The sequence below is a fragment of the Mitsuaria sp. PDC51 genome (assembly GCF_900113225.1).
Lineage (GTDB): Bacteria > Pseudomonadota > Gammaproteobacteria > Burkholderiales > Burkholderiaceae_C > Roseateles.
In genome coordinates this window covers 2,103,727-2,117,816 of sequence record NZ_FOZE01000001.1, presented here as the reverse complement: position 1 = coordinate 2,117,816, position 14,090 = coordinate 2,103,727, and the positions used below count along the sequence as shown (strand labels likewise).

Annotated in this window: 13 protein-coding genes; 9 read left to right on the top strand and 4 right to left on the bottom strand. The window is 71.1% G+C overall.

Annotated features, from left to right (window positions below):
- Nucleotides 1–4 precede the first annotated feature (4 nt).
- The 8 genes from tssJ to BM393_RS09245 all read left to right on the top strand — a co-directional run bounded on the left by tssJ (nt 5) and on the right by BM393_RS09245 (nt 8,980).
- On the top strand, nt 5–511 hold the full coding sequence (tssJ, locus tag BM393_RS09280) for a type VI secretion system lipoprotein TssJ (RefSeq protein ID WP_175538249.1): 507 nt from the start codon (nt 5–7) through the stop codon (nt 509–511).
- On the top strand, nt 508–1,842 hold the full coding sequence (gene tssK / locus BM393_RS09275; RefSeq protein WP_091724492.1) for a type VI secretion system baseplate subunit TssK: 1,335 nt from the start codon (nt 508–510) through the stop codon (nt 1,840–1,842). The genes tssJ and tssK overlap by 4 nt, the downstream gene beginning before the upstream one ends.
- Before the next feature lie 83 nt (nt 1,843–1,925).
- Nucleotides 1,926–3,248 carry a DotU family type VI secretion system protein gene (locus tag BM393_RS09270; RefSeq protein ID WP_091724491.1) on the top strand — a complete coding sequence of 441 codons (1,323 nt, stop codon included), beginning with the start codon at nt 1,926–1,928 and terminating at the stop codon, nt 3,246–3,248.
- Entirely contained in the window at nt 3,245–6,823 is a 3,579-nt protein-coding gene (gene tssM / locus BM393_RS09265) for a type VI secretion system membrane subunit TssM (protein WP_091724490.1), read from the top strand. The genes BM393_RS09270 and tssM overlap by 4 nt, the downstream gene beginning before the upstream one ends.
- 22 nt (nt 6,824–6,845) lie before the next feature.
- Entirely contained in the window at nt 6,846–7,556 is a 711-nt protein-coding gene (gene tagF / locus BM393_RS09260; protein ID WP_091724489.1) for a type VI secretion system-associated protein TagF, read from the top strand.
- Between the two features lie 100 nt (nt 7,557–7,656).
- Nucleotides 7,657–7,893: a hypothetical protein gene (locus BM393_RS09255; RefSeq protein WP_091724488.1), complete on the top strand. Its 237-nt coding sequence runs from the start codon at nt 7,657–7,659 to the stop codon at nt 7,891–7,893.
- A 173-nt stretch (nt 7,894–8,066) separates the two neighbouring features.
- Nucleotides 8,067–8,519: an Hsp20/alpha crystallin family protein gene (locus BM393_RS09250; protein WP_091724487.1), complete on the top strand. Its 453-nt coding sequence runs from the start codon at nt 8,067–8,069 to the stop codon at nt 8,517–8,519.
- Between the two features lie 29 nt (nt 8,520–8,548).
- Entirely contained in the window at nt 8,549–8,980 is a 432-nt protein-coding gene (locus BM393_RS09245; protein WP_091724486.1) for an Hsp20/alpha crystallin family protein, read from the top strand.
- Nucleotides 8,981–8,993: 13 nt separating this feature from the next.
- Here the strand turns inward: BM393_RS09245 and BM393_RS09240 are convergent, their stop codons facing one another.
- The 4 genes from BM393_RS09240 to BM393_RS25660 form a co-directional block, all read right to left on the bottom strand.
- Complete coding sequence (locus tag BM393_RS09240) at nt 8,994–9,773, bottom strand: OBAP family protein (protein ID WP_091724485.1); 780 nt, start codon at nt 9,771–9,773, stop codon at nt 8,994–8,996.
- Between the two features lie 15 nt (nt 9,774–9,788).
- Nucleotides 9,789–10,172: a hypothetical protein gene (locus BM393_RS25190; RefSeq protein ID WP_141225275.1), complete on the bottom strand. Its 384-nt coding sequence runs from the start codon at nt 10,170–10,172 to the stop codon at nt 9,789–9,791.
- Between the two features lie 86 nt (nt 10,173–10,258).
- A complete protein-coding gene (locus tag BM393_RS09230) occupies nt 10,259–12,268 on the bottom strand; it encodes a S9 family peptidase (protein ID WP_175538248.1) in 2,010 nt (669 codons plus the stop codon).
- A gap of 69 nt (nt 12,269–12,337) precedes the next feature.
- Entirely contained in the window at nt 12,338–12,673 is a 336-nt protein-coding gene (locus BM393_RS25660) for a hypothetical protein (protein ID WP_175538247.1), read from the bottom strand.
- 479 nt (nt 12,674–13,152) lie between these two features.
- On the opposite strand from BM393_RS25660, the gene BM393_RS09220 reads away from it, so the two are divergent.
- Entirely contained in the window at nt 13,153–14,070 is a 918-nt protein-coding gene (locus BM393_RS09220; RefSeq protein ID WP_091724482.1) for a manganese catalase family protein, read from the top strand.
- Nucleotides 14,071–14,090 lie beyond the last annotated feature (20 nt).

Genomic DNA, 14,090 nt, shown 5'->3' with positions numbered 1-14,090 from the left:
ATACATGCGCGCCGCTCGCCGCGGCGCCACAGGAACGCTGCTGGCGCTGGGCGCGCTCGGCCTGCTGGGGGGCTGCTCGTCGATCGACAAGCTCAATCCCTTCTCCAGCTCGCCCAAGCCCACCGAGGTGCGCGGCAGCATCCAAGCGTCGCCGCAGCTCAACCCGAGCGTCAACAAGCGCCCCTCCCCGCTGTTGGTGCGGGTGTATGAGCTGAAGTCGACCAACGCCTTCAATGCTGCCGATTTCATCAGCCTGTACCAGAAGGACCAGGCCGAGCTTGGCACCGAGATGGTCGCCCGCGAGGAAATGACCCTCCAGCCTGGCGAATCCCGGACCATCAACAAGAAGACGCTGTCGCCGGAGACCCGCTTCATCGCCGTCTTCGGCGCCTACCGCGACCTGGAGCATGCGCGCTGGCGCGCGGTGGTGCCGGTGATGGTCGGCAAGAAGCAGGACGTCCTCATCCAGGCCGACGAGCTGTCGGTCAGCGCCTCGGTCAAGCAGCCGTGAGCTGGCACAGCAAGGTCATCTGGTCGCAGGGCATGTTCCTGCTGCCCCACCATTTCCAGCAGGAAACCCGATATCTGGAGCACCTGGTCGACAGCCGCGCCCGCGCGCTGGCGCCGCATGGCTGGGGCTTCACCGAGCTGGTGCTGGACGAGGCGCTGCTGAGCGTCGGCCGGCTGGGCATCGTGCGCGCCAGCGGCATCCTGCCCGACGGCACGCCCTTCCAGATCCCGCAGGCGGACGCCGCGATGGCGCCGCTGGAGGTGCCTGCCGACCTCAAGGGCGACATGATCGTGCTGGCCGCGCCGATCGCGCGCCCGGGCACCGACCAGGTGGCCTTCAACGGCCACGATGCCGGCGAGCTGCACCGCTACCACGTCGTCGACCAGGACCTGCGCGACCAGACCAGCGCCGGCGACGAGCCCGAGCCGGTCCAGACCGGCGCGCTCACGCTGCGGCTGCTGCCGGCGCGCGAGCTCAACGATGCCTATGCCGCGCTGGGCGTGGCCCGCGTGGCCGAGCGCCGCGCCGACCAGCAGCTGGTGCTGGACCGCAGCTACATCCCGCCGCAGACCCGCATCGACGCCAGCGGCCACCTGTCCGCGATGGCCTCGCTGCTGCACGGGCTGGTGCGCCAGCGCGCGCAGCTGCTGTCCTCGCGCATGGGGCAGCTGGGCAACGGCGTGTCCGAGCTGGCCGACTTCCTGATGCTGCAGGCGCTGAACCGCGCCGACCCGCTGTTCCGCCAGCATGCCGAGTCGCCGCATGTCCATCCGGAGCTGCTGCACCGCGACTGCCTGCAGCTGGCCGGCGATCTGGCCACCTTCGTGAGCGACACCCGCCTGGCGCCCGAATATCCGCTGTACCGCCACGACGACCTGCGCGGCAGTTTCGCGCCGCTGCTGGAGGACCTGCGCCGCATGCTCAGCGTGGTGCTGGAGCGCAACGCGCTGCAGATCGACCTGACCGAGCGCACCCATGGCGTGCGCACCGCCGTCGTGCCCGATGCCGACCTGCTGCGCAGCGCCAGCTTCGTCATCGCGGTCAACGCGCAGGTCTCGGCCGAGCAGCTGCGCCAGCGCTTCCCGGCGCAATCCAAGCTGGGCCCGGTGGACCGCATCCGCGACCTGGTCAACCTGCAGCTGCCCGGCATCGGCCTGCGCGCGCTGCCGGTGGCGCCGCGCCAGCTGCCGTTCCATGCGGGCTTCCATTATTTCGAGCTGGACCGCGGCGGCGAACTGTGGAAACAGCTCGAGCGCAGCGGCAGCCTGGCGCTGCACGTGGCCGGCGACTTCCCCGGACTGGAGCTTGAGCTCTGGGCCATCCGGCAATAGCCGCCCCGCGCGGCGGCATGCCGGGCCTGGTCCCCGCTCCTCAGCCCTTCCATCGACAAGACAAGCAACCTCCGGGAGCCGGCATGGACCCCTCCGCGCTCAACGATCCGTTCGCAGGCTTCGACGATCAGCGCACCTTCATCAAGCCCCGCCCCGGCGGTGCGCAGGCGCCGCGTGGCGCCTCGCCCGCGCCGGACTCGGTCCAGCCCGACGCCGCCCCGCCGGCCGCCGGGCTCAACCCGCTGCTGACGCTGGCCAACCCGCTGCTGCTGCTGGTGCCGCAGCTGCGCACGACGCGCCGCGTCGACGACGTGGCCGCGCTGCGCAACAACCTGGCCCAGGGCATCCGCGACTTCGCCGCACGCGCCGCCGCCGCGGGCATCCCGCCCGAGCGCGTCATGGCCACCCGCTACGTGCTCTGCACGATGATCGACGAGGCCTGTGCCGACACCCCCTGGGGCGGCTCCGGCGTCTGGGCGCGGCACAGCCTGCTGTCGATGTTCCACAACGAGACCTGGGGCGGCGAGAAGGTCTTCCAGCTGATGGCCCGCCTGGCCGAGAAGCCCGATGCCAACCGCGACCTGCTCGAGCTGATCTACGCCGCGCTGACGCTGGGCTTCGCCGGCCGCTACCGCGTCATCGACAACGGCCCCGCGCAGCTGGAGGCAGTGCGTGACCGCCTGGCGCAGATCCTGAAGCAGCAGCGCGGCGACTATCCCGCCGCGCTGGCGCAGCACTGGCAGGTCGAGCCGACCGTGCAGCGCCGCCACATCGGCTGGCTGCCGCTGGCGGCGACCGCGGCGCTGACGGCGCTGCTGCTGGTGGGCGTGTACCTGACGCTGACGCTCTCGCTGGCGGATCGCTCCGATCCGGTGTTCGGCCAGATCCAGTCGCTGCGGCTCTCGCCGCCGGTGGTCGCGCCGCCGCCGCCGCCGGCCAAGCCGCGCCTGGCGCAGTTCCTGCAGTCCGACATCAAGGCCGGGCTGGTCGCGGTGCGCGACGAGGTCGACCGCAGCGTGGTCACGATCCGCGGCGACGGCCTGTTCGCGCCGGCCAGCGCGACCATCGTCCCGGAGCGCGAAGCGCTGATGGGCCGCATCGCCGACGCGCTGACGCAGGTGCAGGGCACGGTGCTGGTGACCGGCCACAGCGACAACACGCCGATCCGCACCGCCCGTTTCCCGTCCAACTGGCACCTGTCCGAGGAACGCGCCAACACCGTGCGCGAGCTGCTGATCGCGCGCCGCGTCGCCCCCGAGCGCATCCGCGCCGAGGGCCGCGCCGAGGCCGAGCCGGTGGCGCCGAACGACACCCCGACCAACCGCGCGCTGAACCGGCGCGTCGAGGTCAGTCTGATGATCAATGGCCGCGCGCCCGACGCGCCGGCGCGCGGAGCTTCGCGATGAAACGCGTCCTGGGATGGATCTTCAACCGCTGGGTGCTGCTGGCGGTGCTGGTGCTGGCGGTCGCGCTGCTGATCTGGATCGTCGGCCCGCTGATCGCCGTCGGCGAGGCGCGTCCACTGGACACCGCGCGCTCGCGCTGGATCACCATCGGCGTGCTGGTGCTGGTGGTGGCGCTGTGCATCGCCTGGAGCCGGTGGCGCGCCAAGCGCGGCAACACCGCCGTCGTCAACCAGTTGCTCCAGCAACCGGCCGCCGACACGACCGAGCGCGAGAGCGCCGACATGCTGGCCGTGCGCGAGCGCTTTCGCCAGGCGCTGCAGCTGCTGCAGCGCTCGCGCTTCGGCGCCGAGGGCTCGGCCGGCTTCGGCGCGAAGCTGCGCTCGCGCTTCGGCGGACGTTATCTCTATGAGCTGCCCTGGTACCTGATCATCGGCGCGCCGGGTTCCGGCAAGACGACCGCGCTGCGTCACAGCGGGCTGAACTTCCCGCTGGCCGACCAGATGGGCGACCACGCGATCCGCGGCGTCGGCGGCACCCGCCATTGCGACTGGTGGTTCACCGACCGCGCGGTGCTGATCGACACCGCCGGCCGCTTCACCACGCAGGACAGCGACCCGACCAACGACAAGGCGACCTGGAGCGGCTTCCTGCAGATGCTGCGGCGCTCGCGCCCGCGCCAGCCGATCAACGGCGCGCTGGTGACGGTGTCGGTGACCGACCTGCTGTCGCGCAGCCCGGCCGAGCGCGCCCAGCATGCCGCCACCGTGCGGGCCCGGGTGCAGGAGCTGCAGAAGGACCTGGACATCCGCTTCCCGGTCTACCTGCTGGTCACCAAGGCCGACCTGCTGTCCGGCTTCATGGACTACTTCGCCACGGTGGACAAGGACCAGCGCGCCGCGCCCTGGGGCTTCACCTTCCCGCGCGCCAGCGCTTCGCCGCTGGCGGGCTTCGGCGCCGAGTTCGACGCCCTCGAGCAGCGCCTGCAGGACGGCCTGATCGATCGCCTGCAGGCCGAGCGCGACCCGCAGCGCCGCGCCCGCATCTACGGTTTCCCGGCCCAGTTCGCGAGCCTGCGCGCGCTGCTGGCCGAGTACGCCGAGGGCGTCTTCGCGCCCTCTCCCTACGAGGCGCAGCCGCAGCTGCGCGGCATCTACTTCGTCAGCGGCACGCAGGAAGGCACGCCGATCGACCGCGTGCTGGGCTCGGTGGCGCGCAGCTACCAGATCGAGCATGCGGTGCTCGCGCCCAACCAGGCCAGCGGCCGCAGCTACTTCCTGAACCGCCTGCTGGGCGAGGTCGTCTTCGCCGAGGCCGGCCTGGGCGGCACGCACCGCGGCTGGGAGCGGCGGCGCAATGCGATGGCGCTGGCTGGCTATGCGGCCGTCGCGGTCGTCGGCGTGGGCCTGCTGACCGCCTGGACGGTCAGCTACTTCAACAACCGCAAGTACCTGCAGGAGACCAGCGCCCGCGCCGAGCAGGTCCGCGAGCTGCTGCAGGCCACGCCCAACCGCGCCTCGGCCGATTTGCTGCCGATCCTGCCGGCGCTGCAGGCCACGCGCGCGCTGGCGGCGGTCGAGGACGAGGTGCCGCTGTCCATGCGCATGGGCCTGTTCCAGGGCCGCAAGATCGACAGCGCGGCGCGCGCCGCCTACCAGCGCATGCTGGGCGACGCGGTGCTGCCGCGGCTGGTGCTGCGCATCGAGGAGCAGCTGCGCCAGGGCGCCGCGACGCCGGTCACGCTGTATGAGGCGCTCAAGGCCTACGTGATGCTGCACGACCCGCAGCACTTCGACGCGCAGGCGCTCAAGCAGCACATCGAGGGCGACTGGGAAAGCACCCGCCGCGAGCTGACGCCCGACCAGCGCGCCGCGCTCGGCGCCCACCTGGATGCCTTGCTGTCGCAGGGGGGCATCGCTTCGCCGCTGCCGGAGGATGCGTCGCTGCTGACGGCGGTGCGCACGCAGCTGGCGACGCAGCCGCTGCCCCAGCGCATCTACAACCGGCTGCGCGCGCAGGGCCTGGGCACCGAGTACCCCGACTTCACCGTCGCGCGGGCCGGCGGCCACAACGCGCCGCTGCTGTTCACCCGCGCCAACGGCGCGCCGCTGACGCAGGGCGTGCCGGGCTTCTTCACCCGCGACGCCTACCTGCGCGGTTTCCAGCCGCGCGTCGGCCAGGTGACCGACGAGCTGGCCGCCGAGGAGCCCTGGGTGCTGGGCGTGGCCGCCGCGCCCAAGGATGCGCAGGCCATGGTGCGCGCCAACGCGCCGCTGGTGGACGACGTGCGCCGGCTCTACCTGAACGACTACGCCGCGGCCTGGGAGGCCTTCCTCAACAGCGTCAAGCTGCTGCCGATGGCGACGGTGCCGCAGTCGGTGGAGCGCTCGCGCATGCTGTCCGCGCCGGACAGCCCGCTGGGCCCGTTCCTGCGCGCGGCCTCGCGCGAGACCACGCTGGCCCAGCCGGGCAACGCGATCGAGAACGCCGAGCGCCGCGCCGCCGACCTGGTGCAGCAGACGCGCGAGCGCGTCGCCGGCATGTTCTCCGGCAAGCCCGGCCAGCCCGCGCAAGCCGATCCGAACGCGCCGCGCATCGAGAGCATCGTCGACGACCGCTTCGTCGGCCTGCGCAGCATGGTCACCGCGCCCCCGGGCGGCGGCAAGGCGCCGCTGGACGAGACGGTGGGCCTGATCGCCGAGGCCAACATCATGCTGACGGCGGCCGATTCGGCGCTCAAGGGCGGCAGCGCGCCGCCGCCCTCGCCGGTGCCCACGCGGCTGAAGGCCGCCGCCGCGATGAGCCCCGAGCCGCTGCGCACGATGCTGGACGACCTGGGCAGCAGCAGCGCCCGCGTGTCGCAGGGCGCGATGCGCCAGAACCTGGGCATGGAGGTGCGCTCGCAGGTCGGCGAGTTCTGCAACCAGGCCGTGGCCGGTCGTTATCCGCTGGACCGCAATTCCTCGCGCGACGCGACCCAGGCCGACTTCGCGATGCTGTTCGCGCCGGGCGGCAAGATCGACCAGCTCTTCCAGCAGAAGCTCGCGCCCTACGTCGACACGACGACGCGGCCGTGGAAGTTCCGCGCGGTCGAGGGCACGCCGCTGGGCGCCGACAGCGGCACGCTGCCGCAGTTCCAGCGCGCGCAGGCGATCAAGGAGACCTTCTTCCCGGGCAGCAACACGCCGTCGCTGCGGCTGGACTTCAAGCCGATCGAGATGGACACCTCGATCCAGCAGTTCATCCTGGACGTGGACGGCCAGATCGTGCGCTACAGCCACGGCCCTCAAATCCCGACCTCGGTGCAGTGGCCGGGGCCGCGCGGCAGCTCGCAGGTGCGGGTGCAGCTGAGCCCGGCCAGCACGAGCGGCTCGTCCGGCATGGTCAACGACGGCCCGTGGGCGCTGTTCCGCCTGTTCGACCGGGTCAAGATCGAGAAGACCGCCGCGCCCGAGCGATTCAAGGCCACCTTCGAGATCGAGGGCCGCAAGGCGGTCTTCGAGGTCACCGCCAGCAGCGTCCGCAACCCGTTCCGGCTGCCGGAGCTCAACGAGTTCCGCTGCCCCGGCGGGCTGTGAGGCGCACCAGGAGAGACCGACGATGAGCGCGTTGCCCGAAGCCCTGAACACGTCCGGCGACACCGTGCCGGGCTGGTACGGCAAGGTCGCCGCCCTGGGCGACTTCGCCCAGCGGCGGCTGCCGCAGCACTGCGTGCGCCACTGCGACGCCTGGCTGTCCGGGATGATGCAGGACCTGCCCAAGGTGCTGGGCGCCCGCTGGCTGGACACCTACCTGACGGCGCCGGTGCTGCGCTTCGCCTGGGCGCCGGGCGTGGTCGACATGAAGTGGTGGTTCGGCGTGCTGATGGCCAGCTGCGACAACGTCGGCCGCTATTTCCCGCTGGTGATCGCGCAGCCACGCACGCAGCCGCCGATCGACCGCGCGGGGCTGGACCACCTGGACCGCTGGTACACGGTGCTGGCCAACGCGGCCATGCGCACGCTGGACGACACCGCCACGGTGGACTCGCTGGAGGCGGCGCTCGCGGCCGCCCCGCCCTGGCCGGCGAGCCACGCGGCGACGCTGCCCGCGCCGGAGAACGCGGTGCAGTGGGTCACCTACACCGCGCCGGCGAGCCTGCTGACCTCGGCGATGCCGATGCTGGCGGCGGGCGAGCTCATGGAGCGCCTGGCCGGCTGCACCGTGTGGTCGCCCAACCCCGAGCCCGGCCAGCAGATCGACATGCGCTGGGGGCCCGGCCTGCCCTACGTGGAAGCGTTCGCGGCGCTGCTGACGAAGAAGACCGGTTGATCAGGGTTTTCCCTGAATCGCGCGGCTCTTGAAGCGCGAGGCCCCAGTTCCTAAATCTGTGTCGACCCGCCATCCACCGATTCGGACGAGGAACTGAATCATGGCCAAGCCGCTCTCCGACACCCCCTCCCAGGCGCCGACCCGGCGCCCGCCGCGCCCGCTGCGCTCGACGCGGCTCGTGATGAGCCCGCCGCATCTCCAGGCCTATCTGCTCGCGCGCGAAACGCTGCGACGCCTGAAGTGTTCATCGCGCCCGTGCTTCGCGCGCGAGCCCTCCCCCGCCGCGACGGCAACCAAGACCACGACCAAGGCCGCGTCCCGTCCTGACGGGCGATAGCGCCCGCCTTGCCGCGACGGCGCGAGCCCGCCGAGCCAGCGCCTCGGGTCGCCCTCGGGCCGAGCCTGGCCGCGCGTATCCAGTCGTCCGCACCACCGGTTCATCACGGGACGGCGCCTGCGCCATCCCTTTCATCACCCCATCGATCCATCGACCAGGAAAGGAGGTCTCTCATGTTCGATACCGTGTTCCACCGCCCTCAAGGCCTGCTGGAGCAGCTCACCCAGCTGCAGCAGGCGCTGTCGCGTTCGCGCGCGCCGGACGGTCTGGCGGACAGCATCCGCTCGGCGACGGCGGGCGCCTTCCCGCCGATCAACGTGGGCCGCACCGAGCGCTCCATCGAGGTCTACGCCTTCGCCGCCGGCCTGGACGCGCAAGCCATCGACGTGACCGTCGAGCGCGGCGTGCTGCGGATCTCCGGCGAGCGCAAGCCCACCGCGCGCGACTCGTCCGACGGCGTGCAGCTCTACGCCGCGGAGCGCTGGCACGGCCGCTTCACCCGCGCCGTGGCGCTGCCCGACGATGCCGACACCGGCAGCGTGGACGCGCATTACCGCGACGGCGTGCTGCGCGTCACGGTGGGGTTGCGCGAAGCCGCCCGTCCGCAGCGCATCAACGTCCAGTGAACGACGACCTCACGAAGAAAGGAGCTGTCATGTCCACCCACACCCAACTGACCCGCGCCGATGGCGCCCGTGCGGAACTGGCCTCGACCGGGCAGAACGCGTCGGCCGGGAAGCCCGTCTCCGGTCCCCGCGCGGTCGCGGAACCCGCGGTCGAGATCTTCGAGGACGCCGGCGGCATCACGCTGCTGGCCGACATGCCGGGCGTGCCGCGGGAAGCGCTCGATGTCCGGCTCGATGGCGAGACGCTGGTGATCGAAGGCGAGGCCGCGGTCAGCGCGCCGGACGGCATGCGCCCGCTGTGGGCCGAGGTGAGCGTGCCGCGTTTCCGCCGCGCCTTCACCTTGAGCCGCGAGCTCGACATGGGCCGCATCGAGGCCGGCATGAAGGACGGCGTGCTGACGCTGCGGATCCCCAAGCAGGCGCATGCGCAGCCGCGGCGCATTGCGGTGTCCACGGGCTGAAGACGCGACGCGCTCACCGCGCGGACGGGGCCCGCCCGGGCACATGGGCACCGGCCCCGTGCGCGCCCGTCGGATCGGGGATCTGATAGACCTGTCCGCGGCGCCAGGCATCCGCGCCCGCATCGATGGGCGGGGCGGGGATGGCGCCGCGCTGCTCGCGCTTGCGCGCGCTGACGACGCCGAATCGCTGGTCGCGCGCGGCCACCATGGCCGCGTCCGCCTGGCCGTCCGCGGTGAAGCCCATCATCAGCTGCGGCACGCCCAAGGGCAGCGACTTGCCCTCATCGGTGTGCCAGGTGTGCCAGGTCTTCCCGTAGGTGCCGACCAGCCGTTCCATCAGCTGCCGCTCGGCCGCCTCGGGAATGCCGGGCGCGATCAGTTGGCCGGACTTCACCTCATGCACATGGCTGTGCCACAGGCGCTTCTCCGCCGCCGGCAAGGCCGCGAACTGCTGGCCGCTGATGATGTATTCCACGCCCATCAGCTTCGCGTCCTTGACGTTGCCGTCGTAGATGACGCATTGGATGAGTTCCTCGTTGAGGACGGCGCAGTAGTGATGCGCCTCCATCTGCGCCGTGGGCCGCCCGTTGTAGAAGTGGAAGCCATCGAGGTAGGCATTGAGCGCCTCGATCGGCGGCTTGTCCTGCAGGACGGCGGCGCCCGCTTCCAGGACCTTCGTCGCGGGCCGCGCCGGCGCGCCGGGCGACTGGACCGGCGATTCGGTCCGGTGGTCGCCACAGGCGGCGAGCAGCAGCCCGGTCAGGGCCGCCGACAAGGCGGTGCGCGGCCTCATCGCCAACCTCGCGACTCAGGCACCGCGCGCGAAGTCCGCCAGGCCGGGCCGGACGCGATCGGCATCGTTGCGCGTGTCGCTCGGCAGGCCGAGTTCGGGGCGCTCCTGCTCACGCAGCGACTCGGCGACGGCCGCGCCTTCCAGCGGCGTCAGTTGCGCGGGCTCGCCGCCGTCCGAAGAGGCGCGCGCGCTGCTTTCGGACCGCGTGCGGTCGGCCGCCGAGGAAGGGTCGGACGAGGGAGCGTCGGACAAGGAAGCGGCTGATGAGGACGCGTCCGTCGAGGACGCCGGAAGCGGCGCCGAGGACGGTGCGCCGTCTTGCGGCGCACGCAGGGAACGGAACAGGTGCGCGGACAACAGCGCGACGCCGCCAGCGACGGCCAGGTGACGAAGGGACATGGAGATCTCCAGAGGGAGGCTCGCGGGATCGAGCCCTGCGTGGTACGGGCAACCCCCGTTCCACGCGCCACGGCACGGAGAAACGCTCAGCGCTTCTCCCCGGGCGCCGCCGGCAACGGCACCTCGACCCACCGATTCAGCCAATCGACGATGCGCCCATGCCCGTCGAGCCGATGGGACGGTCGGCCCTGGCCCAGCGTGTGGTGGTCGCCGCCGGGATAGAGGACTATCTCGCTCGGCGTGCCGGAGCGCTTGAGCTTCACGAACATCTCCTCCGACTGGCATTTCGGACAACGCTCGTCGTCCTTGCCCTGCAGGAACAGCGTCGGCGTGTTGCCCTGCCCGATGTGCGCCATCGGCGAGAGCTCGATCATCAGCTCGCGGTTGGCGTCGGGCTTGCCTTCCATCGAGAACGGGTCGGCGTAGTAGCCGCTGTCGGAGGTGCCGTAGTGCGTCTCCAGGTTGCCCACCGGCGCGCTGACCACCGAGGCGCGGAAGTCCTCGCAGTTGCCGGTGGCATACGCGCTGAAGTAGCCGCCGTAGGACGAGCCGGCGATGGCGACCCGATCGTCCACCAGGCCCTCGCGCCGCAACGCGGCGATGGCGGCGCGGTATTGCGGCAGGTCGAGCCTGCCCCAGCACTTGCGCAGCCGCTCACTGAACCGGCGGCCGTAGCTGGCCGACCCCACCGCGTTGAGCGCCAGGATGGCCCAGCCCTGGCTGGCCAGCACCTGCCAGTAGGGTGTCGTCGGGAACTGCAGCGCCACATAGCTGGCCGGTCCGCCATGCACGTCGACCAGCAGCCGGCACGGTGAAGGCTCGCCTTCCCGCAGCAGCAGCCAGCCCTCGATCTGCTCGGTGCCGCCCTCGCCGTCCGGCACCTCGAAGCGGCGACGCTCGAGCTTGAGCGCATGCCGCTGGCGCCACCAGCCGTTGAAGTCGCTGATGCGTCGCGCCTGGCCGCCGTCGAGGTCGCAGCGGTGGGCTTCGATCGGGTGGTCCATGCCTTCCTCGACATAGGCGATCACCTCGCCCACCGCCATCGCGCTCACATGACCGGCGGCCGGCTCGACCAGCGGAGTGACTTCGCCGCTGTCCACCTGGATGGACACGATGCGCTGGACGCCGCGCCAGGCCTGCACCGCGAGCAGCCGGCGGCCATCGGCGTCCCAGAACAGCGGGTTGCTGAAGAGCTCGACATCCTCGTCGGCCACTCGACGCGTTGTGCCAGTGGCCACGTCCACCGCCCACAGCCGCATGATCGCGTCGCCGCCGTTCTCGGCGCCCATGAAGGCGATCGTCGATCCGTCGGGGGAGAACGCCGGCCACGAGGCGGTGGCCACCGTGGTGGTGAGCCGCCGCGCCTCGGGAAACGGCTGCGCGGGACCGTCGAGGTCCAGCATCCAGACATCGGTGCAGTGGCTCTCGCGTTCGTCCTCGCGTCCCCGGGTGTAGGCCAGACGCCGGCCGTCGCACGACCAGGCCAGATGCCCCACGTCGTAATCGCCGCGGGTGAGCGGCGTCGCCGCCTGCGACTCGATGTCCAGCAGCACGATCTGCAGCCGGGCGCCCAGCACATAACCGGAGCCGTCCATCTTGTAGGGCAGGCGCCAGACCACTTCCGGCGCCGTCGCGGGGGCGATCGGGCGTTGCAGGTCGATCTCCCGCGTGCCGTCGACGCGCTGGTCCGGATCGACATTGACCGCGCAGACCAGCGCGAGCTGGCGGCCATCCGGCCGCCACGCCAGGTCGATCACGGTGCCGGCGAAACGCGTGATCTGGCGGGCCTCGCCGCCGTCCGCCGGCATCAGGAACACCTGCTTCGGCCCGCCATGCCGGTCGCTCAGGAAGGCGATGCGATCACCGCCGGGCGACCAGCGCGGCCGCGAGTTCTTGCTGGGCACGAAGGTCAGCCGGTTCGACGGTCCGCCGCCCAAGGGCAGCAGCCACAGGTGGGTCTGGTAGTCATCGTCCGCGCGTTGCACCGACTTCACCGCGCACACCGCACGCTGGCCGCAAGGGTGCAGGTCGAGCGACTCGATGCGCTGCTCGTTGCAGAGGTCGTCCACGGTGAAGGCGCTCGGGGCTTCGCCCATCGGCATTTCCTTTCGCTGGAAGATGAAAGGGGCCGACCCCTGCGGGCCGGCCCCTGCGCTTGCCGGCGCTCAACGCTCGTCGCGCTGCTGCCCGCCTTGTTCACGCTGCTGGCCGCCTTGCTGGCGCTGCTGCTCGGCGCGGTTCTGCGAGCCGTCCTCACGCTGCTGGCCTTGCTGGGCTTGTTGGCGCTGCTGCTCCTGGCCCTGCGAGGCCTGGCCTTGCTGGCCCTGGTTCTGACCCTGCTGGCGCTGCTGCTCGCGGTTCTGGTCCTGCTGACCCGGCTGGCCTTGTTGACCTTGCTGGTTCTGCTGGTTCTGCTGGTTCTGCTGGTTCTGCTCGCGCTGCGAGCCGGAACCGCCCTGCTGGCCTGGGGTCGACTGACCTTGGTTGGATTGCTGAGTCATGGTGGTGTCTCCGTCAATGGTCATTGGCACATGCCAACGACCTCTTCATTGCAAAGCCCATGCCATCGAGGTTGCGGGGCGGCAGGCGGTTGTGGACGACCGGCAGGTGAACCAGTCAGTCGCGGAGAAGCGAGCCTGGGCGCGGCCTGCTAGAGAGAGCATGCGCGCGCGCCTCGCAGTGCGCGAAGCGGCGCAAGTCTTGACCCCAAAACACTTGCCTGGACAAGTGTGTGAGTTCTGCCGCATGCCCTTCCGAACGTCGGAAACGCATCGACGCAATTTGCCTGTCGGCTGCGAATCCCGATGCCATCGGCGATCTCCGTCCATGGCCGTCGCGTCGTAGCGGGAGAGACCCTCATCGCAGCGCTGGATCGGCCCTTGCCAGATCGCCTTGTCGCCATGCACGCCGGCCCCGCTTGAGGGCTGCGTGGTGCGGCGCTTCAAGTTGCCCTCATCCCCGCCTACCGCAAGGAGATTCCATGTTCGCCCACAACAAACGCCTCCAGTACACCGTCCGCGTCCGCGAATGCAATCCGGCGCTGGCCAACCTGATGCTCGAGCAGTTCGGCGGTCCGCAAGGCGAGCTCGCCGCCGCCTGTCGTTACTTCACCCAGGCGCTGGCCGAGGACGACCCGGGCCGCAAGGACATGCTGCTCGACATCGCCACCGAGGAGCTCAGCCACCTCGAGGTCATCGGCACCATCGTCGCGATGCTCAACAAGGGCGCCAAGGGCCAGCTGGCCGAGGCGACCGATTCCGAAGCGGAGCTGTTCCGCTCGCTGCAGGGCGCCGGCAACGACTCGCATGTGACGCAGGTGCTGTACGGCGGCGGACCGGCGCTGACCAACTCCGGCGGCCAGCTCTGGAACGCCGGCTACATCGACAGCATCGGCGAGCCGACCGCCGACCTGCGCTCCAACATCGCCGCCGAGGCGCGCGCCAAGATCGTCTATGAACGGCTGATCGCGGTGACCGACGACCCCGGCGTGAAGGAGGCGCTCGGCTTCCTGATGACCCGCGAGATCGCCCACCAGCGCTCGTTCGAGAAGGCGCTGTATTCGATCAGCCCCAACTTCCCGCCGGGCAAGCTGCCGGGCAAGCCGGAGTTCGCCTCGGTCTACTACAACATGTCGCAAGGCGAAGGCGACATGCGGGGCCCGTGGAACGACAGCAAGCTGTTCCTGTACGAGTCGGCCCGCGAGCGACAGTGCGCGGTCGACGGCGGCGACGGCCAGGCCTCGGTGGGCCTGACGCCGGACGAGGAACGCGACTGCGAGGCCATGCGCACCCGCACCGCCTCCGATCCGCTGAGCGAGCCCGTCACCGGCGTGGAGCTGGGCAGCGGGCCGACCCCGGTGGATGCGTCGAATGCGGCGATGGACGAGCCGCAGCCGTAAGCCCGACGGAAGAGGCCACG